Source organism: Streptomyces caelestis (genome assembly GCF_001279005.1).
Taxonomy (GTDB): Bacteria; Actinomycetota; Actinomycetes; order Streptomycetales; family Streptomycetaceae; genus Streptomyces; species Streptomyces heliomycini.
The window spans coordinates 99,906-122,702 of the sequence record NZ_LGCN01000199.1; the positions used below are offsets into that span (position 1 = coordinate 99,906).

Consider the following 22,797-nt stretch of genomic DNA (forward strand, 5'->3'; position numbering starts at 1 on the left):
TCCATGACCGAGAACCACGACGCCATCGTCACCGAACCCAAGACGGAGGAGACGGGGGGCTGCCCGGTCGCGCACGGGCGCGCCCCGCACCCCACCCAGGGCGGTGGGAACCACCGGTGGTGGCCCGAGCGCCTCAACCTGAAGATCCTCGCCAAGAACCCGGCCGTGGCGAACCCGCTCGGCGAGGACTTCGACTACGCCGAGGCGTTCTCCGCCCTCGACCTCCCGGCGGTGAAGCGGGACATCGCCGAGGTGCTGACCACCTCGCAGGACTGGTGGCCGGCCGACTTCGGCCACTACGGCCCGCTCATCGTCCGGATGGCCTGGCACAGCGCGGGCACCTACCGCATCAGCGACGGCCGCGGCGGAGCCGGGGCCGGCCAGCAGCGCTTCGCCCCGCTCAACAGCTGGCCGGACAACGCCAACCTCGACAAGGCCCGCCGCCTGCTGTGGCCGGTCAAGAAGAAGTACGGCAAGAGCCTGTCCTGGGCCGACCTGCTGATCCTCTCCGGCAACGTCGCCCTGGAGTCGATGGGCTTCACGACCTTCGGCTTCGCCGGCGGCCGCGCCGACGTCTGGGAGCCGGAGGAGGACGTCTACTGGGGCCCCGAGTCCACCTGGCTCGGCGACGAGCGCTACAGCGGCGACCGGGAGCTGGAGAACCCGCTCGGCGCCGTCCAGATGGGCCTCATCTACGTCAACCCCGAAGGCCCGGGCGGCAACCCGGACCCGATCGCCTCCGCCCGCGACATCCGCGAGACGTTCCGCCGGATGGCGATGAACGACGAGGAGACCGTCGCCCTGATCGCCGGCGGCCACACCTTCGGCAAGACCCACGGCGCGGGCCCGGCCGACCACGTCGGCCCCGACCCGGAGGCCGCCGGCTTCGAGGAGCAGGGCCTCGGCTGGAAGAACAGCTTCGGCACCGGCAAGGGCGCCGACACGATCACCAGCGGCCTCGAGGTGACCTGGACCAACACGCCGACCACCTGGGACAACAGCTTCTTCGAGATCCTCTTCGGCTACGAGTGGGAGCTGTTCGAGAGCCCCGCAGGCGCCCACCAGTGGCGGCCGAAGGACGGCGCCGGGGCCGGCACCGTGCCCGACGCCCACGACCCGTCGAAGAGCCACCAGCCGACGATGCTGACCACGGACCTCGCGCTCCGCTTCGACCCGGTCTACGGTCCGATCTCGCGGCGCTTCCTGGAGAACCCGGACGAGTTCGCGGACGCCTTCGCCCGCGCCTGGTTCAAGCTCACCCACCGCGACATGGGCCCCAAGTCGCTGTACCTCGGCCCGGAGGTGCCCTCCGAGACCCTGCTGTGGCAGGACCCGCTGCCGGAGCGCACGTACGACCTGATCGACGCCGCGGACGTCGCCGCCCTCAAGGAGCAGGTCCTCGCCTCGGGGCTGTCGGTGTCCGAGCTGGTGTCGACGGCGTGGGCGTCGGCCTCGTCCTTCCGCGGCAGCGACAAGCGCGGCGGCGCCGACGGCGCGCGCGTCCGCCTGGAGCCGCAGCGCAACTGGGAGGCCAACGACCCCGACCGGCTGTCGACGGTGCTGCGCACGCTGGAGGGCGTCCAGGAGTCCTTCAACTCCGCGCAGACCGGCGGCAAGCGGGTCTCGCTCGCCGACCTGATCGTGCTGGCCGGCGCCGCGGGCGTCGAGAAGGCCGCCGCGGACGGCGGCTTCGACATCGAGGTCCCGTTCACTCCGGGCCGCGTGGACGCGTCGCAGGAGCAGACGGACACGGAGTCCTTCTCCGCGCTCGAACCGACCGCCGACGGCTTCCGCAACTACCTGGGCAAGGGCAACCGCCTGCCGGCCGAGTTCCTGCTCCTGGACAAGGCCAACCTGCTGACCCTGAGCGCCCCCGAGATGACCGTCCTCGTCGGCGGCCTGCGGGTCCTGGGCGCGAACCACCAGCAGACGGCGCACGGCGTGTTCACCACGGCCCCCGGCACCCTGACCAACGACTTCTTCGTCAACCTGCTCGACCTGGGCACGACGTGGAAGTCGACGTCCGAGGACCAGAGCGTGTTCGAGGGCCGCGACGCGGCCACCGGCGAGGTCAAGTGGACCGGCACCCGTGCCGACCTCGTGTTCGGATCGAACTCCGAGCTGCGCGCGCTCGCCGAGGTCTACGCGAGCGACGACGCCAAGGAGAAGTTCGTGAAGGACTTCGTCAAGGCGTGGGACAAGGTCATGAACCTCGACCGGTTCGACCTCGTCTGATCCCCGCCGTCCCGCTGCTCCGGGCCGGCCCCTCCGGGGCCGGCCCGGAGGTGCGCCGTCCCCGAGATGCGCTCGGGCCGCCGTGCCACCAGGGTGGAACCAAGCCGACCGCCGCGTGAAGGAGGCGCCTGGGATGGGCAAGGGCAACGACCGCGGGGAAGATCTCCACCAGGGCGACGAGGTCGCCTGGAGCAGCCACGGCAGCGAGACGACGGGCGAGGTCGAGAAGAAGATCACCGAGCGCACCGAGGCGGCCGGGCGCACGGTCGCCGCCTCCGAGGAGGAACCGCAGTACGAGGTGCGCAGCGAGAAGTCGGGCAAGCCGGCGGTCCACAAGCCCTCCGCGCTCAGGAAGAAGAAGTGAGCGCGGTGGAACCGGAACGCGCGGACGAGACGTGGGACGAGTTCCGTGAGCTGGTCAACATGAAGCCGGCCGACCTCGAGAAGTGGCTGGCCACCGACGAGTCCCGCAGCGCGGGGCAGCACGGGGAGGGCGGCGAGTCGACCGGCCACGCGTCCGGCCGCCGTATCGTCGACATCCTCCGCACCGGCAGGAAGGGACTCTCCGACGACGACTACGCGCACATGCGCAAGGTCGTCGGCTACATCCGCCGCCATCTCGCCCAGCGTCCGTCCGGCGACGTACGCGACACGCGCTGGCGCCACTCGCTCATGAACTGGGGCCACGACCCGCTCGGCGACGCGTCCTGAGACCACCGCCCCCGGCTCGCCCGACACGCCCCGAGGCCGTACGACCGCGCGGGATCCGCCCCGGCGGGGGCGGCCGGTGAGCACGACCACCCTGCGCCGTCGCGGCGCCGTCCGCACCGCACCGGCTGTGTGAAGCGGCGGGCGCCCCGTACGAGGCCCGGCGAACGCACGCCCTGTGCGCCGAGCCCGTCGGCCGCGGTCTCCTCGCCGGCGGACGGGCGTGCCCGGCACTTCGCGGACCCCGGGGGCCGGGTGGGATCGTGGAACGACGCCGTCCTCGCGGAAGCCGGCCCACCCGCTGCCCGCACCACACCGCCGACCGCATGGGGGCAAGAGGTGTGGCCGGGGGGAAACGGGCCATCAAAGAGTGGAGCAGAGCCACTCGATGCGAGGAGCGTCCGCGTATGGGAACCGTGGTCCACGTCCCGCAGACCCGGGACATGATCGGAGAGGAACTCTCCGGGGACGAGGCGTTCGCCGCCCTGCGGCACTACGGGGGCCTGCGGCTGCTGACCGACTCCTTCGCCCGCTTCCGCTACGCGGACGGCTTCTCCAACGCGCGGGCGCTCGCCTTCCAGTTCGTCCTCGGCATGGTGCCGTTCACCGTGGCGCTGGTCGGTCTGGCGACCTCCGTGCACACCGAGAGCGTGGGCCGGGTCATCGAACTCACCCTCGGCCGGATCGTGCCCGGCGCCAGCGCCGACATCGTCGAGGACGCCTTCGGGGGGACCCGGCGCAGCGCCCGGGACGACTTCGGGAGCGAGCTGGCGCTCTGGCTCGGCCTGGGCTTCGCCCTGCTGAACCTCGCCTCCGCCATGGGCCAGATAGAGCGGGGCGCCAACCGCATCTACGGGATCGAACGCGACCGCCCCTTCCCCCGCAAGTACGGCAGGGCCGTCCTCCTCGCGCTCACCGCGGGCCTGCCGCTGGTCCTCGGGTTCGTCGTGCTCGTCGCCGGCGACGCGGTGGGCGACGCGGTGGTCCGGGTGACCGGGGGATCCGGCGGCGCGGGGTGGTGGACCGTGCTGGAGCTGCCGGTGGGGCTGGCCCTGGCGTGGGTCGCCTCGGCGGTGATCTTCCGCTGGTCGCCCCGGCGCACCCAGCCCGGTTACACCTGGCTGGCCTTCGGCTCGGCCGTGCATCTGCTGCTGTGGGTCGCGGCCACGTGGCTGCTCGCCCTGTACGTCGAGGGCAGCGGGGCGTTCGGCACCCTGTACGGGCCGCTCACCGCCTTCATCGCGCTGCTGCTGTGGGCCTACCTCACCGCCGTCGCCCTCTTCCTCGGCATCGCCTTCGCGGCCCAGCTCGAGGCGGCGCGCGCCGGTGTCGACGCGGCGGTCCTCCCGGATCCGGGACCGGGCTCCTGACCGGCCGGGGCGAAGACGTCTGTCCGGAAATGGGCGTGGCGCCTGCGCGTTGTCGGTGTGAGGTTGCACAATGATCGGAAAAGGAGATCAACTCCGGCGCCGCGCTGGGTAGACGGTCTCGTATCCCGGCTCCGGAAAGGTCCTGCTGATGCTCGCCACCGTCGACCGCCCGAACACCCTCGTCGCCCTGCCGACCGCGCGCCGCCGACCGGATCACCGTCGTGGTGGACCGATAACGACCGAGTTCCCGACCGTCCCCTCCCGGCCGCGCACCCCGGCCGCCCCTTCCCGGCCGCGGACCCCGGCCGACACCACCCGCACCGACGTGCTGCGCATCATCTCCGACCCCCGCACTCCCACGTACGTCACTGAGTACGCCAACGGCCGCCGTAGGTACAGCTACTGGCGCCCGCTCGACTCGGCCACCGGCACGGGGGGCTGTTACGCCGCCCTGCCCACCGCCGAGTGCGACGCGTTGCACGAGGCCGGGCGGATCACCCTGGGCGAGCCGGTGGTGGACCCCAACCGCACGACGTACCGCGTCCGTCCCGCCTCCCGCGTCCGCCCCGCCCCCCGCGCCCAGTCCGCCGCACGCCCCGAGCCGGCCGTCCGCGCCCGGCCGGAGCCGGTACGCCCGGTACGGGAGCGCGCCCGCGTGGCCTGACCGGGGCGGCGGCGCCGCGGTTCGGCCGTGCCACCGGGATGCCGTCCGTGACCGGATGCGTGCCCCGCTGCCGAGCGCGGCGGCAGTGCGGTCGCACGTCGCGCGAGCGTTTCGCTCACCACGTCCCGGCCGGACGTGGTGTGGTGAGGCGATGACTTCGGCGTCATGACGGATCGTGCGCGGCTTTTGGCTTCCGGCAGGATCCCGAAAGAGCCGATCCCTCACGGACCCGTCGGCGTTGTTGTCATGTACCTGAAAACATTTCCGGCCTCGGAGCGCTCCCGTCCTCCCGGAGGCACTGCCGCGCTTCCCCCGACACCGCTCCCGGGCCTGGACGGTGGCGGTGAGTTCGGCCGTCGCCGCCCTCTTCCCCCCCCGGCCGGACACCGCCGGCACCCTCGTTCCGGTCGCGGCGGAGCCCGGTGCGGAGGACGACGGCGTCGCACCCGGCGCAGAGCCCTTCACGTCCGGCCCCGAGCTCCCCGCCCCTCTCCGGAAGCCGGACGGCACGCGCATCTCCACGCGGTCCGAACGGTGTCGCCGGCGTGCGGAGATCCGGAAGCCGGCGGAACGGCACGTCCACGGGCAGAGGCCCGCGCCGTCGTGGTGCTCGAAGGGCCGGGCGCGCAGACCGCCCCCTCAAGGGCTCGGGCGCGGCCGTCATCTCCCTCGACCCGTACGCGCTCGGCAGGGAAGGCACACCCCGTGGCGACGAACAGAGCGCGCTCTTTGGCCTCTACGGCTCCTCCGGCAGCACCGGCCTGCTCATGGCCTGGCCCTGGGCCTGGAGGTGAGCCGGGTCATCGACGTCGTCGGGCAGTCCGACGGCAGCGTGCTCCGCGCGGACGCCACCGGGGGCGCCGGCCGCTCATGCTTCGGCGAGGACGCCTTCGCGGCCGGCGCCTTCGGCCGGCGCGTCGCGCTCACCGTGCCGATCGCCTCGGGCGGCGCGGAGGCGCCCGCGTCAGGCTATGGACGCCGAGACGACGGCGGACACCGCGAGGTTGCAGGACGCCGTCACCCAGACCGCGGGGTGGGGTTCGGGCTCGACCAGCGTGGCACCGAGCCGTCCCGGAGTGATGAGATCCACCACCAGGAACGCCACGGCCATCATCACCAGACCCAGCACGCCGAACGCCGCGGTCGACACCAGTCCCTTGCCGAAGTCCTCGTACGTGGTCCAGATCGACGTGAACACGATCCCGCCGATGCCGAGCAGCGCGGAACTCAGCACCACCGCGGCGTTGCGGTTGCGCTCCTGCCAGATCTGCCGGCCGAGCTTTCCGGGCGTCAACACGTCGACCAGGACGATGCCGAGGACCAGCAGGCCCAGACCGAGTGCGCCGTAGGCGGTGGCCCGGCCGAGTCCGTTGACGATGTCGCTCATGGGGGTGCCGGCTCCGTAGCGTGAGGGATCGTGAATGATCGCGGTCAAGGGCGAGCAAAATGTAGCGCACCCGTCCGCCACCCGGCGGGGTGCCTTGTCGTGCCCTCCGGCCGACGCCGTCCGCGCGGACGGCGAAGCGGGCGGCCCCGTCGCCCCGGCCCGGCGGCTCGCGGCGTCACGGGCGGTCCCCGCCCGGCACCGCCCACTCGGCCGGCTCGCTCCCGCGGAACCCGGCGTCGAAGTGGCAGGGCCGCACGGTGGGTCCGCGGACGAAGTCGGCCGCCCCCGGCTCCCCGACGGTCGTCCTGCGCACGGCCGGCGTGGCGCATGAGGGCGCGATCGGGCGGCGACTCGACTGCTTGCGAAGGGACGTGCCCGGTTCGCCGGCGAGGAGTCATGTCCGCGCGCATCCGGGGCATCAGAAGCCAGTCGGACGGATCGAGCAGGAGGACCCGCCATGAGCAGGGGCAGCCGCACTCTCATCGCCCTGTACGTCGTCGTCGGCCTCTGGCTCTCCTTCTGCACCGTACGCACCTGGGGCGCCGTCCCCCTCTGGACCACCCTCGCGATGACGGTCGCCTCGCTCGCTCCCGTGACCGGTGTCGTGCGGGAGACCGTCATCGCCGACGAACGGCGTGCCGTCGCCGTCCTGCGGGAACGGGAGGGGCGCCGGGCGGCGTGGCGCGACGCGGCGGCCGCCGCGCTCGCGCAGGCCGAGGTGGAGGCCGCGTGCTGCGAACGCTGGTGGACGTCGTGCGCGACCGAGCACGACCCCGGTTGCGCGCACCGGACCTCGTGGGGCACGACGGCGTGAACGGGTCCCCGGGACCGGCCCGGGTGCCGCACCACCGCATCCTGGTCCGTACCAGGGGCTTGACGCCCTCTTATCTCACTCCTTGAATCAAGTAGGTGCACCTTCACCCCCCCCACAACCTCGGTCGGCGCACCCGTGCATCCGGGTCGCCGTACGGAAAGGGAGAGCCATGTCCTCTCCGCGCAGACTCCGCAGACGGCTGATCGCCGCCGTGTCCGCCGCGCTGGTCGCGTCCGGTGCGGCAGGGACCGCGACGGCGGAACCGGCCGATGCCGCCGCCGCGGCGGCCGTGACGTTCTCGGACACCTTCGACGGGCCCGCCGGCGCGGCGGTCGACTCCTCGAAGTGGCAGACCGAGACCGGCGACAACGTCAACAACCACGAGCGGCAGTACTACACGTCCGGCAACAGGAACGCCGCCCTGGACGGCCAGGGACATCTGGTGATCACGGCCCGCAAGGAGAACCCGGCCAACTACCAGTGCTGGTACGGCGCCTGCCAGTACACCTCGGCCCGGCTCAACACCTCCGGCAGGTTCACCGCGCAGTACGGGCACGTCGAGGCGCGGATGAAGGTCCCGCGCGGACAGGGCATGTGGCCGGCGTTCTGGATGCTGGGCACGCCGGTCGACTGGCCGGACTCGGGCGAGATCGACATCATGGAGAACGTCGGCTTCGAGCCCTCCACGGTGCACGGCACGATCCACGGTCCCGGCTACTCCGGCTCCGGCGGCATCGGCGCCGGCTACACCCTGCCGGGCGGCCAGGCCTTCGCGGACGCCTTCCACACCTTCGCCGTCGACTGGGCGCCGGACTCGATCACCTGGTCCGTGGACGGCAACGTCTACCAGCGGCGCACCCCCGCCGACCTCGGCGGGAAGCAATGGGTGTTCAACAAGCCGTACTTCCTGATCCTCAACCTCGCGGTGGGCGGCTACTGGCCCGGCGACCCGGACGGCTCCACCGCCTTCCCGCAGCAACTCGTCGTGGACCACGTGTCGGTGACGACCGGTGACTCCCCGGCCGGCGGCGCGATCCGGGGCCTGGCCGGCAAGTGCGTCGACGTCGCCGGGGCCGGCACCGCCAACGGCACGGCCGTACAGCTCTACGACTGCAACGGCACCTCCGCGCAGAACTGGACCGTGGGCTCCGACGGCACGATCCGCGCCCTCGGCAAGTGCCTGGACGTCGCCTCGGGCGGCACGGCCGACGGCACCCCCGTGCAACTGTGGGACTGCAACGGAACCGCCGCCCAGAAGTGGGTCGTCACCGGGGCGCGTGACATCGTCAACCCGCAGGCCGACAAGTGCCTGGACGTGACCGGCAACAACTCCGCCAACGCCACCCGCCTGCAGATCTGGACCTGCACGGGCGCCGCCAACCAGAAGTGGACGGTGGGCTGAGCCCGTGAGACGTCCCCGCTCGGCCCCGGGCCGGACCGTGGCGGCGCCCGGCCTGCTCGCCGCCGTTCTCGGCGCGGTGGGCCCGGCCTCGCCACGCCCGGCGAGCGGGGGAGCGGCGAGCGCACACCGGCGTTCGTGACGGCGTCGTCGACGGCGGCGCTCGACATGGGCGTGTACTGCGTGCCGGCCGCGCTCGCCGACCGGCGGGCCTTCTTCCGCTGGACGGCGCCCTTCAGGCTGCCGACCTGCACGGTGTTCGCGGCTGCCGTGATCGGCGGCAGGGCGCCGGCGGCGTTCGTCGGCGTGGCGGTGCGGGAGGGCCGCGGCTCCCTCGCGACGGGCGCCGCGCTCCGGTGCGAACGGCGGGCCGGCACGGACGCGAGGTGAACACCCGCCGCCCCGGACCGCCCCGGACCGGTCCGGTCCGGGGCGGCGGGTGTGGTGCGGCCGGTCGCCGCCCGGCCGGGTCAGCGCTTGAACGCCCAGGGGAGCCTCGGTTCCACCGCCCAGCGGAAGACCCGTCGCACCGGCGGGGTGCACAGCGCCGTCACCACCGCGGCGGCCACCAGGGTGACCGTGACCTCGCCGAGCGGGCGGTACAGCCAGTCCGGGTCGTACCAGCCCCAGTACTTGCTGACCTGTGCGACGAAACCGTGCAGGAGGTAGCCGTACAGCGTGGCCGCGCCCAGCGTCGTGAACCAGGTCCGCCGCCCCGGCACCCAGGCGAGGAAACAGGCGACGAGGAGCAGCGAGCAGCCGAACAGGACCAGGGTCACGACGGGGCCGTACCAGGCCGGGGCGGACAGTTCCTGCGCGCTGTCCCGGTGGTAGAGCCAGCCGGGCGTGACCCGCGGAACCGCCCAGTACGCCACGGCCAGCGCCCCCGCGAACACCGGTACGGCCAGGATCCGCACCCGGCGGCGGCGCACCAGGTGGAAGTGCTCGGGCCGCAGGACGAGACCGAGCACGAAGTACGGCAGGAACTGCAGCACGCGCTGCACGTCGAGGTCTTCGCCGAGCGACGGGGACACCGTCGCCAGCATGGCGACGACGAGCGCGAGGGGAACCGGCCACCGTACGAGCTTCCAGAGCGGCGTGGTGAGCCGCCACACGAACAACGCGGCCAGGAACCAGGTCAGGTACAACGGCTCCAGAAGGGTGACCGGCCGGTCGGGGACGCCGTCCGTCCACCGGGTGAAGAAGGTGTACGCCGTCTCGAACACGACGTACGGCAGGACGACGCCGGTGATCAGTCGTCCGACACGCTCCGGACTGCCGTCGAAGCCGCGCGAATGGTAGCCCGCGACGACGATGAACGCGGGCATGTGGAACGCGTAGACGAGCATGTACAGCGCGCTGACGGCCCGGCTGCCGTCGCGCAGCGGTTCCCAGGCGTGCCCCACCGCGACCAGGACGATCGCCAGGTACTTGGCGTTGTCGAAGAACGCGTCACGCCGCGGTGCCCGCCGCGGCGTGACGTCCTGTCCGGCGGGCGCCCGCGGCGCTCGGGTGCCGCTCGCGTCGGCCGTGGGGCCCGGCCGGGACGCGGCGGTGTCTCCGGGGCGGGACGTGGCGGCAGGGGTGTGGGGCGAGGACATCCCAGCCGCCTCACCCGTTCCGAGGGTGGTCAAACCTGTGAGGTGTCCGGCCGCGCCGGCCCGGACGCGCACGCCCGGCACCGTCGGCTTTGCTTTTCTTTTACCGTCCGGGAACATGGTCGCGGCCGCGTCCGTTTGACCGGACGGACCGTGACAGCGACAGAAGAGGTGGCACCAAGTGGCGATGTTCGACCGGCTCAAGGAACAGGCCAGGGCTCTCCAGCAGTCCCAGGGCGCACGGACGGGGGGCGGACAGGGGCACGGGCACGGCTCCTCCTCGGGCGGCGGCTCCAAGGCCCAGCTGATGGGGCTGTTCAAGTCCCAGCTCGCGTCGGCCAAGGCGGAGCTCAAGAGCGGCGCCTACCGGGACGCCAGCATGGCGATGTGCGCGCTGGTCGCCGCGGCCGACGGCCGGGTCGACCCGGCCGAGCGGCAGCGCGTGGAGGAACTGATCGCCTCCAACGAGGTGTTGCAGAACTTCCCGGCGGACCAGCTCCGCAAGCGGTTCAACGAGCACGTGGACCGGCTCACGGCCGACTTCGAGCTGGGCAGGGCCAAGGCGCTGGAGGACATCGCCAAGGCGGCGAAGAAGCCGGTCGAGGCCCGGGCCGTCGTCCAGACCGGCCTCGTCGTCGCCGGGGCCGACGGCAGCTTCGAACCGGCCGAGCAGTACGCCGTGCGCGACGCCTGCTCGGCCCTCGGCCTGTCACCGACGGAGTTCGGCGTCTGACGTCGGCTCGCAGGGACCCGCGCCCGGTGCGGGGGCGACGAGGTGACCGAGCAGGTGCAGCGGCGCCGCCGTGACCCCGGCTTCCTCCACGGCGTCCCAGTGGGCCCGCGCCACCGCCGCGTCCACCAGGCCGTGCACCAGCGGCAGCCGGTCGTCCGAGGCGCGCAGCAGGGACTCGGTGCGGCAGGAGGCCAGGGTTCCCTCGATCCAGGGCTGGGCGAGATGGCCGGCCGCCACCGCGGCCGGGAGGTCGGCGGCGACCTCCCGGTCGGTGCGGCCGACGTGCAGCAGCCCGCCGCCCAGGATCAGGACGTCGCTCCGTTCCCGCATACGGGCGAGGGCCCGTCCGGTGTCGAAGCAGTGCGGGAAGGAGTCGTCGACCACGACGGCGCCGGGCCGGAGCCGGTCGACGTCGAGCACCGCCGTCGCCCCGCTCACCGCCGTCACCAGCAGATCCGCGGCGTGCACGGCGTCCGGCAGCATCCGCCGCGCCTCGACGACCTCCACCTCGCCCGCCTGCCCGCGCTCCTTCAGCCGGCGGCCGAGCTCCCCCAGCCGTGGCCCGCTGCCGCGCACATCGCACAGCAGCAGACGCCGGGGCGGGCGGGCGGCCAGCGACAGCAGCAGTTCGAGCGAGGACGCGCCGATCGAACCCAGCCCGGCGAACGCCACCTCCAGGTCCCCGAGATCCCGGCCGGTCGCCTCCAGCGCCGCGTGCACGGTCCTGACCACCGACACCACCGTCGCCGCGTGCCCCGTCGTCACCGCCGACGGGTACCGCCGGTGCCGCAGCACGTCGAAGCCGTATCCGGTCAGCGACGGGATCATCCCGGCGAGGGAGACGCAGCGCGCTCCCAGGGAGGCGGCCAGCGACACCGCGCGAGCGGTCTGGTCCACCAGGCCGGCCCCCCGCCCGAGTTCGTCGGCGAACAGCGGCACGCACACGAAACCCGACCTGCCCAGCGGTGTGCGCACCGTCTCCAGCAGCCTCGGGCCGCCGTCGGGGAACAACAGGTCGCGCACCTCGGCCCGGGGCAGCGCCGCCTCGGGCAGGCCGGCCAGCCGTGCGAGATGCCCCGGCGCCGGCAGGTAGCCGACCAGGGCCGCGTCCATCGTCCCCCGCCGCCTCCCCGGCGGGGGCGCCACGGCCCGGCGGTTCCCGGCCGCCCGCACCAGACGGTCGCGCACCGAGCGGACGAACCCGTCGAGCGCGGCCGGCGAGAACGCGGCGGCGCAGCCCCGGACCGTGACCCGCAGCCCGTCACCGTCCGGCCGCACCGCCATGAACAGGTCCGTCGCCGACGACGGCGGCAGGAACATGCTGCCCCCCGCCTCCCACGACACCCGCAGCGTGCCGTCGCCCCGCGGGGCCAGCGCGGCGAAGTCGAGGTGGCTGAAGAAGAACTGCGACGTCACGGGCAGACCGTCGGCGTGCCGCGGAACCACGTCCTCGTGGGCGCGCGCCTCCTCGGCCTCCGCCACGATCCGGCGCAGCGCGTCACCGAACTCCCCGTCCGCCAGGGGCGCCCCGGCCGCCCCGGCCGGCCGCACGGGCACGGCGGTGGCGAACGGCCCGAAGACCCGGTGCGCGTCGGGCAGCGCACGGTCCCGGCCGCTGACCGCCAGACCCACGACCAGGTCCGGCCGGCCCGTCACCGCCGTCAGCTCCTGGTAGTAGGCGGTCAGCAGCGGGGCGTACAGCGTGGTCCGCGCGGCCGAGGCGACCTCGCGCAGGGCGGCCGTCAGCGTCGCGTCGAGCGTGAACCCGGCCGACTCGAAACGCCGGACGCCGCCCTCGGCGGCGGTACGCAGCACCGGCGGCCGGTACGGGGCGTTCAGCCGGTCGGCCCGGGCCCGGTGTCCCGCCGCGGCCGGTGCGCCGGCGCCGGGCCCGGCCACCGCCAGGGCGTGGTCGCGGAAGCCGGACCGCGGCGCGGGCGGTCCGGGCTCCGTGCCGTCCGCCAGCCGGTCGTACGTCTCGGTGAGTTCCCGTATCAGCAGCGCCGAACTGTAACCGTCGCCGATGAGATGGTGCGCGTGCACCAGCAGGACGTGTTCCTCCCGCTCCAGGGTGAGCACCCGAAGCCGCAGCAGTGGCCACGCCCAGGGTTCCAGGCGCCGTTCGGCCTCGGCCGCGGCCCGCTCGTCCACCTCGGCCGGACCGGCGACCGTCTCGAAGTCGACCGGCAGCCGCAGCGACCGGGGCAGCTCCTGCTGGACGGGCGGCCGGGCACCGGAGGGAAAGACGGTGCGCAGCATGCCGTGGCGCTCCACCAGCACGTCCACCGCCCGCTGGAAGAGGTCCGGATCCAGCGGCCCGGACAGCCGGAGCCGCGCCAGCCACGTCCCGCCGCCCGGTGAGAGCGCCTCGGCGAGGAGGAAGCCGCGCTGACCGGGAGTGACGGGGAACGGACCCGGCTCCCGGTCGCCGGCCGGAACGGGCCCGCCGTCCCCGGCCCCGGCGTTCCCGGTTCCGGCCACGGAGCCCTCTTCCGCGGCGGCGTCCACGGCCCCCGCCAGCGCGGCGAGGGTGCGGTGACGGTAGATCACGGTCGGCCGGGGCAGCGGCCCCGCCCGCTCCGCGAGCCGGGCGAACACCTCCAGGACGAGCAGTGAATCGCCGCCCAGTCCGAAGAAGTCGTCCTCCCGGCACACGGCGGTCACCCGTAGCACCGCGCACCAGATCGCCGCCAGCCGGCGCTCGGTCGCCGTGGCCGGCGGGGTCCTCCCGTCACCGGGCGACGCGTCCGGACCGCCGAGGACGGCCCCGGGGTCCGTCGACAGGAGCGCCGACCGGTCGACCTTGCCGGTTCCGGTCAGCGGCAGCGCGTCGACGGGCGTGATCCGCGCCGGGACCATGTACGACGGCAGCAGCCCGGCCAGATGCCGGCGCACCTCACCCGCGACCGGCCGTTCGGCACCCCTCCGGGTGGTGACGAAGGCGAGCAGCCGCCCCTCGTGCGCGAGCACCACGGCCCGCCCGACACCGGGACAGGTCTGCAGCGCCGCCTCCACCTCTCCCGGCTCCACCCGGTTCCCGCGGACCTTCACCTGGTCGTCGAGCCGCCCCAGGAACTCCAGGACGCCGTCCGCCGACCGGCGCACCCGGTCCCCGCTGCGGTACCAGCGCCGCCCCCCGCGCATCGTGAACGCCCGTGCGGTCAGCTCCGGTTCGCCCAGGTAGCCGGGGGTCAGACCGACGCCCGCGATGAGCAGCTCCCCGGCCTCGCCCGCCCCGCACACGGCGCCGTCGGCGTCGACCACCTCCAGCAGGGCGCCGGCCGCGGCCCGCCCGATCGGCAGCCGCCGCACCCCGTCGCCCGGACGCGCCCCGATGACGTGGCAGGTGGCGTTGACGGTCGTCTCGGTCGGCCCGTACAGGTTCGCGATCCGCGTGCCGCTCCCGAACAGGTCGAACCAGCGCCGCACGTGCTCCACGGGCAGCGCCTCACCGCCGACGTGCACCCAGCGCAGCGCCGACAGGTCCACCGGCTCCACGCCCCGCGCCGCCCGCGCCTCGGCGGCCGACAGCAGCTGCTCCCACAGCGTCGGAACGGAACTCCACACGGTCACCCGCGCCCGCTCCACGTGCGCCAGCAACAGCTCGGGGTCCCGCAGCAGGTTCCTGGGCACGGTCACCACGGCGCCGCCCGCCAGCAGCGGGGCGAGCAACTGGCGCACCGAGGCGTCGAAGCACGGCGACGCGGTCTGCGCGAGCCGGTCGTCGGGGCCGTAGCCGAAGGCGCCGACGGCCCAGTCGAGGTAGTTCTCCATCGCCCGGTGGGTGACCGGCACCGCCTTCGGGCGCCCCGTCGACCCGGAGGTGAAGATGACGTACGCGATCGCCCCGGGATCCGGCGCGGCGACGGTGCGCCCGTCGTCGTCGGACGGTTCGTCGGCCGCCACCGTCCGCACGCCGGTCAGGGCCCGGGCGAGGCGCAGGGTGGGGGAGTGGCACACCACCGTGGAGGCGCTCGTACGGGTCAGCTGATCGGCCAGCCTGGCCCGGGGGTGCTCCGGATCCAGCGGGACCCAGCCGGCCCCGGCCCGCAGGACGCCCACCACACCCACCACCGTGTCCGCGCCCGGCTCGGTGAGCAGTCCGACCAGGTCACCCGGACGGACGCCGTGGGTGCGCAGCCGTGCCGCGAGGGCGGCGGAGGCGCGGTCGAGCTCCCCGTACGTCAGGGACGCCTCCCCGGCGTCGACGGCGGTCGCGCCGGGGCGCGCACGGAACCGGTCGAGCAGCCGGGTCACCAGGGGGAGACGCCCGCCGGGCAGCGCGGACGGCGCCGGTCCGGGCGTGGGCAGGAGTGCCGCCAGCTCCCCCCGGAACTCCCGGTCCAGACGTGCCACGGTGGCCCGTTCGAACAGCGGCGCCGGGAAGTTCCACGACAGGCGCAGCACCGGACCGTCCGCCCAGCACAGCAGGGACAGCCGGGTCGTCGCCGACCCGGTGCCGGCCGCGGTCGCCGCCACCTCCACCGGGCAGCCGGGGGCCGCCACGGCCGGGAACCTGGCGAAGCTGAAGCCCGCCGGGCTCACCGTGCGGGGCCCGGCGCCGTCGCCGGGCAGCATCGCGGCCAGGTCCAGGCTGCTCACCCCGGCGTGCCGCTCGCTCTCCAGCCACAGGCGGCGCACCCGCTCCGCCAGCGCCACGACCGGCTCCTCGCCGTCCACCTCGCACAGCAGCGGCAGGGTGTCGGCGAGCGGACCGACGAGCCGGTCCACACCGTCGAAGCGGTCGTCGCGGCCGGCCCTGGCCACGTTCACGGCGACGTCCCGGCGCCCCGTCCACCGCGCGAGGCAGCGCGCGTACGCGGCGAGGAGCAGGTGGAACAGGGACACGCCGTGCGCGGCGGCGAGCCGTTCGAGACCGGTGCTCAGCTCCGCGTCGAACACGCCGTGGTGCTGCAGGATCGGGCCGGCCGCGGGAGCGTCGGGGTCACCGTCGTAGGGCAGCCGCGGGGGCGTGCCGCGCGTGGCGAGACGCTCCGCCCAGTGGCGCCGGACGGCGTCCGGCACGCCGGAGTGCCGCGTGCCCGCCGCGTACCGCGCGAAGTCCGGTGCGGAGCGCGCCCGTCGCGGTGCGGGTTCTCCGTGCCACAGCGCGGTGTACGCGGTCCACAGTTCCCCGGCGAGGAGGTTGAGGCTGTACCCGTCGACGGCCGCGTGGTGCACGACCAGCAGCAGATGGGCGAGTTCCGGCTCCTGGCGGAGCAGCACGGCGCGTACCGGCGGACCCGCCGTCAGGTCGAAGGGCCGGTTGCACACGGCGGACTCGACGCCGGCCACGTCCTCGGCGGCGCAGTCCCGCACCTCGTACCAGTCCGCCACCAAAACCGGCGCCGCCACCCGCTGCGTCGGCCGCCCGCCCGAGGTGTCCACCCGCAGCCGCAGCATGCCGTGCCGGTCCGCCAGGTGGGCCAGCGCCCGGCCGAGGACGCCGGTGTCGAGCGGGCCGCGGACCGTCAGCCGCAGATGGCCGCGGGCCGGGACGTCCGGGTGGAGCAGGCTGCTGGTGTGCAGCGCGAGCTGGACGGGCGTCAGCGCGAAGGGCTCGCCGTCCGGGCGGCCCGGGGCCCGTTCGTCGAGGTGGGCGGCGAGTTCGCGCACGGTCCGGTGCTCGAAGAAGAGCGTGGTGGGCAGGGACCGCCCCAGCTTCCGCTCCAGCCGTTTGACGAGGTCGACGGCGCCCAGCGAGTCCAGCCCCAGGGACAGGAACGGCGTGTCGTCGTCGACCGTCGCCGGCGGCACCTCGAGGGTCCGCGCCAGCAGCTCCCGCAGGACGGCGGCCGTACCGGAGGAGGCCGGGGCCGGCCCGCTCGTCCCGTCGGCCGTGGACGGCGGCACCGGGGCGACCGGGGCGACCGGGGCGACCGGGGCGACCGGGGCGACCGGGGGCGCCACGGGCGCCAGGTCGGCGAGGACCAGCTGTGCCGCCGTCGTGCCGCAGGCCGACCGCAGGGCCGCCAGCGCGGGCGCCGTCGCCAGCGGCCGGCCGGCGGCGGTCGCGGCGCCGCCGACGCCCCCGGCGGCGAGGCCCGTTCCGCCGAACGGCCCGAGGTTCACCGACAGCCACGGGCGGCCCGCCCGCCGCTCGGCGCCGGCGAAGGAGTCGAGGAAGGCGTTCGCCGCCGCGTACGCGCCCAGGGCGCCGGCCAGGCCGGGAAGCACCGACGACACCGACGAGAACGCGACGCACACCCCGGGACGCTGCCCGTGCCGGTCCAGTGCCTCGGCCAGCAGGACGGTGCCGAGCGTCTTCGCGCCCAGCGCGTCCACCGTCTCCCGCACGTCCGTTCCGCGCAGGCTGCCGGGCCGGGCGACTCCGGCCGCGTGGAAGACGGCGTCCAGCGGGGGGAGGCCGGCGACGAGCCGTTCGACGTCCTCGGGGACGGCGAGGTCGGCCCTCACGTAGCGGGCGTCGGCGCCGAGCGCGGTGAGCTCTTCCAGCAGGCCCCGGGGCGGGTGGGGGGAGCGGCCGGCCAGTACCAGGACGGGGTGGGCCCGGTCGGCGAGCTGCCGGGCGAGCGCGGAGCCGATGCCGCCGGCGCCGCCGGTGATCAGGAACGTGCCGTCGGCGGGCAGGGGGGCCGCGGCGGCCGTGCGGTCCCCGGCGCGCGGCACGACGGTCCGCACCGAGCGGTGTCCGGCCCGCCAGGCCACGGCTCCTTCCGCCTGCGGCGCCGACGTCTCGGCGAGCAGGGCCCGCAGGTGCTGTTCCTCGTCGTCGAGGGAGGAGAGGTCGACCCAGTTCGCGATCGCCTCCGACTCCTCGGGGACGGCCAGGGCGAGTCCGCCGAGGATCGCCTGGGCGGGATTCGGGTGCTCCGGGCCGTGGCCCGTGACGTGTGCGTCCCGGGTCACCACCAGCAGGCGGTGGGCGCCGGCGCGGTCGAGCAGGGCGAGTGCGTCGTTCAGCGCCGTGATCGCGTCGCGTTGGTGTGCGGCGAGGTCCGCGGCCGTGCGCGCTCGAGCCGTGCCGGCGAGCAGGATCACGGTTTCCGCGGGATCGATGTCGTCCGCCGCCGTGACCGCGTGCGCGCCGTGGGCGGCGAGCCGGTCCGCCAGCCGGTGTGCCGCCGCCGGATCCGCGCCGGTCACCGCGATGGTGCCGCCGGGGCGCGTCGGGGTGGGCCGGGGCTGGGGTCGCGCCGCTCGGCGCCGGTGAGGCGCCGCCGCGCCCGCCTGTGCCGCCCCAGCGGCACGACTGCCCGCAGCCGGCGGCGGTGCCGCACGCCACACGATGTCGTGCAGCAGGCCCTGCGTCGCGGGTTCGGGCCAGTACCCGCGTCGCCGGTACGGGTACGGCGGGAGCGGGACCCGGCGGTGGCCCTCGTCGAGGGTCGTGCGGTCCAGTGGTACGCCTCGGGCCCACAGACGCGCCACGATCTCCAGCAACTCCCGTGGCCCGCCCGTCGGTACGGACGCCACGAGGACGTCGCCGTCCGCCGCGACCGTCCGGGTCGGGCCGAGCTCCACGAACGTGTCGTAGCCCTCCTCCAGCAGGCGCGCCACCGCCCGGTCGAACCGCACCGGCCGCAGGGCGTGTTCGCGCAGGTGCTCCGGGGTCATCGGCGGCTGCCACGCGGCGGTGAGCGTGCTCATCACCGGTGTCGTGGGCGCCGTCGGGGTCAGGTCGCGGGCCGCGTCCGCCAGGGCCCGCGCGACCGGCTCCATCAGCGGGGAGTGGAAGGCGCGCGACACCCGCAACGGGCGGACCGCCGCGCCCTGTCCGGTGAGCCGTCGCGCCGCCCGGCCGACCGCCTCCGGGGTGCCGGAGACGACCAGCCGGCCCGGCCCGTTGTACGCCGCGACCGCCAGTTCGCCGCCGGAGGCGTCCACCAGGGCGGACACCTCCCGCTCCGCGGCGCCCAGCACGGCCGCCATGGCGCCCGGTGCGGTCGATCCGCCCATGAGCCGGCCCCGTTCCGCCGCGAACGTGACCGCCTCGCGCAGGGACAGCATCCCGCCCGCGCAGGCGGCCGCGAGTTCGCCGACGCTGTGCCCGACGACCGCGTCGGGTCGTACGCCCCAGGCGGTCAGCTGCCGGGCGAGGGCGACCCCGTGCGCGACCAGCAGCGGCTGCGCCACCTCCGTCGCGGCCAGGTCGTCCTCGGTCACGTCGCCGTCGACGCACCAGTCCGTCAGCCTCCGCCCGCGCACCTCTCCGACGACCGCCGACGCCTCGTCGAGCGTGGCACGGTACACCGGCGCCGTGGCGTACGGCGCCGCGCCCGGACCCGGCCGCAGACCGCCCTGACCGGGCAGGACGAAGACGGTCCGGGGCCGGCGCGTCACCGTCCCGGTGATCGCGCCCCGCCCCGCCGTGGACGCCGCGGTGAGCCGTTCCCGCAGGTCGCCGTCGGCAACGAGCGCGAGACGGTGGGGCCGCTCGTCCCGTGCCGCACCGACCGTCGCGCAGACGTCGGCCTCGTCGAGCTCCGGGTGCGCGCGCAGATGCTCCGCGAGCCGCGACGTCCACGCCTCCAGCCCCTGGGCGCTCCCCGCCGAGAGGGTCAGCAGACGCGGCCCGCCGCCCGTCCGGCGCGCGGTGCGCACCGGCGCGGGCGGGGCCTCCTCCAGGACGGCGTGCGCGTTGGTGCCGCCGAAGCCGAAGGCGTTGACGCCCGCCCTGCGCGGTCCGTCCGACTCCCAGTCGGTCTCCTCGGCGACCAGGGCGAACCCGGCCCGCTCCACCGCGGGGGAGGGCGGGGTGTGGTGCAGCGAGGCGGGCAGCCGGCCGTGGCCGAGGGCCAGGACGACCTTCACCAGCGAGGGCAGCGCGGCCGCGTTCAGCAGGTGCCCGATGTTGGTCTTCACCGAGCCGAGCAGCCGGGGCCGGCCGTCCGGACGGGGCGGGAAGGCGTGCGCCAGGGAGCGCAGTTCGATCGGGTCGCCGACGGCCGTGCCCGTGCCGTGCGCCTCGACGTAGGTGACCGACGCCGGGTCGACGCCGCAGTCCCGGTGGGCGCGGGTGATCACCTCCCGCTGGCGCAGCGGATTGGGCGCCATCAGACTCAGCGACGTGCCGTCGTTGTTGACGGCGGTGCCGCGGACGACGGCGAGCACCGTGTCGTCGTCACGCTGAGCCTCCGCCAGAGGCCGTACGACGAGTGCCGCCCCGCCCTCGCCCGGTACGAACCCGTCGGCCGCCGAGCCGAAGGCGCGGCTGCGCCCGGTCGGCGACAGGGCCTGCGCCGCCTCCAGGGACCGGTGCGCGGCCGGGGTCAGATGCAGGTTGACGCCGCCGACGACCGCGAGGTCGCACTCGCCGTCCGCGAGGCTGCGCCGGGCCAGGTGCAGGGCCACCAGGCCCGAGGAGCAGGCGGTGTCCACGGCCAGCGCCGGGCCGTCCAGGTCGAGACAGTGCGCCACGCGGGCGGCGACGAGACCCGGGAGGCTGCCGGTCAGGACGGCCCCGTCCGGCGGCGCGGCGCCGGGGCCGGCCTCGGCGAGGACCTGCCGGTAGCCGCTGTCGCCGACGGCGGCGAAGACGCCGATCCGCAGGCCGCGCCGGCGCGGCCCGGCGTATCCGGCGCGCTCCAGCGCCTCGTGGGCGAGTTCGAGGAAGATCCGCGCCTGCGGGTCGAGCGCGCGCGCCTCCTCGGCGCCGATCCCGAAGTGCCCGGCGTCGAAGGCGGCGGGGTCGTCCAGGAAGGCGCCCCACCGTCCGTCCTCCGCGCCGGCCGTGCCCCAGCGCCCCGCGGGCACCGGCGTCACGGCGTCGCGGCCCGCGGTGAGCAGCTCCCAGAACTCCTCCGGCGTACCGGCGCCGGGGAACCGGCAGGCCAGTCCCACCACGGCGGTCCTTGCGCCCCGGGCCGGCGCGCCGCCCGTGGACTCCCGGCGTCCGGAAGTCCGTCGCCCCGCCGCGTCCAGCAGGTGGTCGGTGAGAGCGGCCACCGTGTCGTCGCGCATCACGGCCGGTCCGAGCGTCACGTCCAGCGCCCGCTCCAGCTCGGCGAGCGCCTCCATCGCCTTGAGCGAGCCGCCGCCCAGCTCGGCGAACCGGTCCCGGTCCCCGAACGACGGCTCCGGTATCCCCAGCACCTTCGCCCAGATCTCCCGCACCACGCCCCGCACCTGCGCGCGGGAGCGGGGCGCCGGCGCCGGGTCCCCGGACGGCCGCGGCGGCTCCCGGCGCACCGGGGCCGCCCCGGAGGCGGCCGTCGGCCGGTACGTCCCCGCCTCGAACCGCGACCGCATCCGCTGCCGCCGCACCTTGCCGCTGGTCGTGCGCGGGAAGGCGGACGGCGGCAGCGCGAACACCCGCACGTCGTCGTGGCCCAGCGCCGCCCGCACCCGCCCCGCGACCCGGTCCAGCACCCCGGCCGCGGAACGCGGCGGCCGGGCCCAGGCCACGAACACCGCCACCCGCTCCCCGCCGGTCACCGGGTCGGTCGACCCGATCACCGCCGTCGTCCCGGACGGCACCCCGGGCGTGGCCGCCGCGACCTCCTCCATGTCCGGTGCGTGGAACGTACGGCCGTTGACGAAGAGGACGTCCTTGTGCCGGCCGCTGACGCACAGCCGGCCGTCCCGGAGGAAACCGAGGTCGCCGGTGCGCAGCCAGCCGTCGGCGAAGGCGGCCGCCGTCGCCTCCGGCAGACCGTGGTACCCCCGGGCGACCTGCGGACCACGCACCTCGACGTGCCCCACCCGCCGGTCGCCCAGCGGACGGCCGCGGTCGTCGGTGACCCGCACCGAGCATCCCGGCACCGGCAGTCCCACGTCCATCAACTCCACGGCTTCACCGCCCGGTTCGCATTCCACCGCCCGTCCCCGGCTGAGCGCGGCACGCTCCAGCGCCACGGGCGCGGCCAGCTCGCCCGGCGGTGGGAACGTGACAGCCAGGGTCGCCTCGGCCAGTCCGTACACGGGCGTCGCCGCCCGGGGGTCGAGCCCGGACGGACGGGTCCTGGCGGTGAAGTCCCGCCACACCGTCGCCGAGATCGGCTCGGCGCCCACCAGGATCAGCCGCACCGAGCTCAGGTCGAGCCCGGCGAACACCTCCTCGGGGACCCGGCGGACGGTCAGCGCCAGGGCGAAGTTGGCGGCGGACAGCAGGGTGGCCCGGTGCGCGGCGGCCACCTCGAACCACAGCCGGGGGTTCTTCGCGAACGACAGCGGGGCGATCCTCACCTGTCTGGCCCGCGCGGCGAGCGGCGCCAGATGGGTGCCGATGAGGCCCATGTCGTGGAAGTACGGCATCCAGCTCACCACCACGTCCCGGTCGGTGAGCGCGGCGGCCCCGAGCAGCTGGCGGAGGTTGGCCAGCACGGCGGCGTGGGTCAGCTCCACGCCCTTGGGCGCCCCGGTGCTGCCGGAGGAGAACTGCAGGAACGCCAGGTCGTCCGGGGCGGCGGTGGCGGGCGACTCCACGGCGCGGGACGTCCGCAGCTCCTCCAGCCGCAGGACACGGGCGTCCTCCGGAAGCCGGCCGGCCACGTCCGCGCAGGCCTCGTCCACCGCGACCGGGGGACGGCCGAGGTGCTCCCACACGGGGCGGACCCGCCGCACGTCGGGCGCCAGCGGCACCGGCACCAGACCGGCCGCGAGCGCGCCCCAGAACAAGGGCTGGAAGTCCTCACCTCGGTCCGCGACCACCGGCACGCAGGTGCCCGGCACGACTCCCGCGGCACGGTAACCGCCCGCGACGCGCAAGGAGTCCTCCAGCAGCCGCCGGAAGGTGACGGGTGTCTCACCGCCGTCCCCCCGGACGTGGACGACCACCTGGTCGGGGGCGCGGAGGGCGGCGTCCAGCAGGACGTCCAGCAGCGTTTCGGCGTTCATGGGTCCGTTCGTTCGTCCGAGGTCGACGGGCCGGCGACGACGACCGACCCCGTTGTCAGTGGCTGCGCCTACGGTTCGATCAGTAGGACC

12 protein-coding genes and 1 pseudogene are annotated in these 22,797 nt (G+C 75.2%); 10 read left to right on the forward strand and 3 right to left on the reverse strand.

What is annotated here, in order from left to right; genetic code table 11:
* Positions 1-3 precede the first annotated feature (3 nt).
* From katG to ADK41_RS44305, 6 genes and pseudogenes are all read left to right on the forward strand, one after another.
* Positions 4-2,235 (forward strand): catalase/peroxidase HPI, encoded by a 2,232-nt coding sequence (gene katG, locus ADK41_RS20510; protein ID WP_030833279.1) that lies wholly within the window; start codon positions 4-6, stop codon positions 2,233-2,235.
* Positions 2,236-2,368: 133 nt separating this feature from the next.
* Positions 2,369-2,599, forward strand: coding sequence for a DUF2945 domain-containing protein (locus ADK41_RS40960; protein ID WP_030833282.1), 231 nt, complete (start codon positions 2,369-2,371; stop codon positions 2,597-2,599).
* A gap of 5 nt (positions 2,600-2,604) precedes the next feature.
* A complete protein-coding gene (locus tag ADK41_RS40965) occupies positions 2,605-2,946 on the forward strand; it encodes a DUF3140 domain-containing protein (protein ID WP_030833286.1) in 342 nt (113 codons plus the stop codon).
* Positions 2,947-3,350: 404 nt separating this feature from the next.
* Complete coding sequence (locus ADK41_RS20525) at positions 3,351-4,313, forward strand: YihY/virulence factor BrkB family protein (RefSeq protein ID WP_030833289.1); 963 nt, start codon at positions 3,351-3,353, stop codon at positions 4,311-4,313.
* A 148-nt stretch (positions 4,314-4,461) separates the two neighbouring features.
* Positions 4,462-4,977, forward strand: a complete 516-nt coding sequence (locus ADK41_RS20530) for a hypothetical protein (protein ID WP_037805012.1) — start codon at positions 4,462-4,464, stop codon at positions 4,975-4,977.
* 343 nt (positions 4,978-5,320) lie between these two features.
* Positions 5,321-5,917: pseudogene (locus ADK41_RS44305) on the forward strand (hypothetical protein); the annotation flags it as partial.
* 24 nt (positions 5,918-5,941) lie between these two features.
* On the opposite strand, the gene ADK41_RS20535 reads toward ADK41_RS44305, so the two are convergent.
* Positions 5,942-6,364, reverse strand: a complete 423-nt coding sequence (locus ADK41_RS20535; RefSeq protein WP_030833295.1) for a DUF350 domain-containing protein — start codon at positions 6,362-6,364, stop codon at positions 5,942-5,944.
* Positions 6,365-6,821: 457 nt separating this feature from the next.
* Between ADK41_RS20535 and ADK41_RS20540 the strand changes: the two genes are divergently transcribed.
* The 3 genes from ADK41_RS20540 to ADK41_RS20550 all read left to right on the forward strand — a co-directional run bounded on the left by ADK41_RS20540 (position 6,822) and on the right by ADK41_RS20550 (position 8,967).
* A complete protein-coding gene (locus ADK41_RS20540) occupies positions 6,822-7,178 on the forward strand; it encodes a hypothetical protein (protein ID WP_030833298.1) in 357 nt (118 codons plus the stop codon).
* A gap of 169 nt (positions 7,179-7,347) precedes the next feature.
* On the forward strand, positions 7,348-8,580 hold the full coding sequence (locus ADK41_RS20545) for a glycoside hydrolase family 16 protein (RefSeq protein ID WP_030833301.1): 1,233 nt from the start codon (positions 7,348-7,350) through the stop codon (positions 8,578-8,580).
* Positions 8,581-8,715: 135 nt separating this feature from the next.
* The gene (locus tag ADK41_RS20550; RefSeq protein ID WP_324604912.1) at positions 8,716-8,967 is read left to right on the forward strand and encodes a hypothetical protein; all 252 of its coding nucleotides are present in this window, start codon (positions 8,716-8,718) and stop codon (positions 8,965-8,967) included.
* 80 nt (positions 8,968-9,047) lie between these two features.
* On the opposite strand, the gene ADK41_RS20555 is transcribed toward ADK41_RS20550, so the two are convergent.
* Positions 9,048-10,178, reverse strand: a complete 1,131-nt coding sequence (locus ADK41_RS20555) for an acyltransferase family protein (protein ID WP_078662109.1) — start codon at positions 10,176-10,178, stop codon at positions 9,048-9,050.
* Positions 10,179-10,356: 178 nt separating this feature from the next.
* On the opposite strand from ADK41_RS20555, the gene ADK41_RS20560 reads away from it, so the two are divergent.
* Positions 10,357-10,908, forward strand: coding sequence for a tellurite resistance TerB family protein (locus ADK41_RS20560; protein ID WP_030833307.1), 552 nt, complete (start codon positions 10,357-10,359; stop codon positions 10,906-10,908).
* Here the strand turns inward: ADK41_RS20560 and ADK41_RS20565 are convergent.
* On the reverse strand, positions 10,885-22,707 hold the full coding sequence (locus ADK41_RS20565; protein WP_030833308.1) for a hybrid non-ribosomal peptide synthetase/type I polyketide synthase: 11,823 nt from the start codon (positions 22,705-22,707) through the stop codon (positions 10,885-10,887). The two genes, ADK41_RS20560 and ADK41_RS20565, sit on opposite strands and share 24 nt — an antisense overlap.
* Positions 22,708-22,797 lie beyond the last annotated feature (90 nt).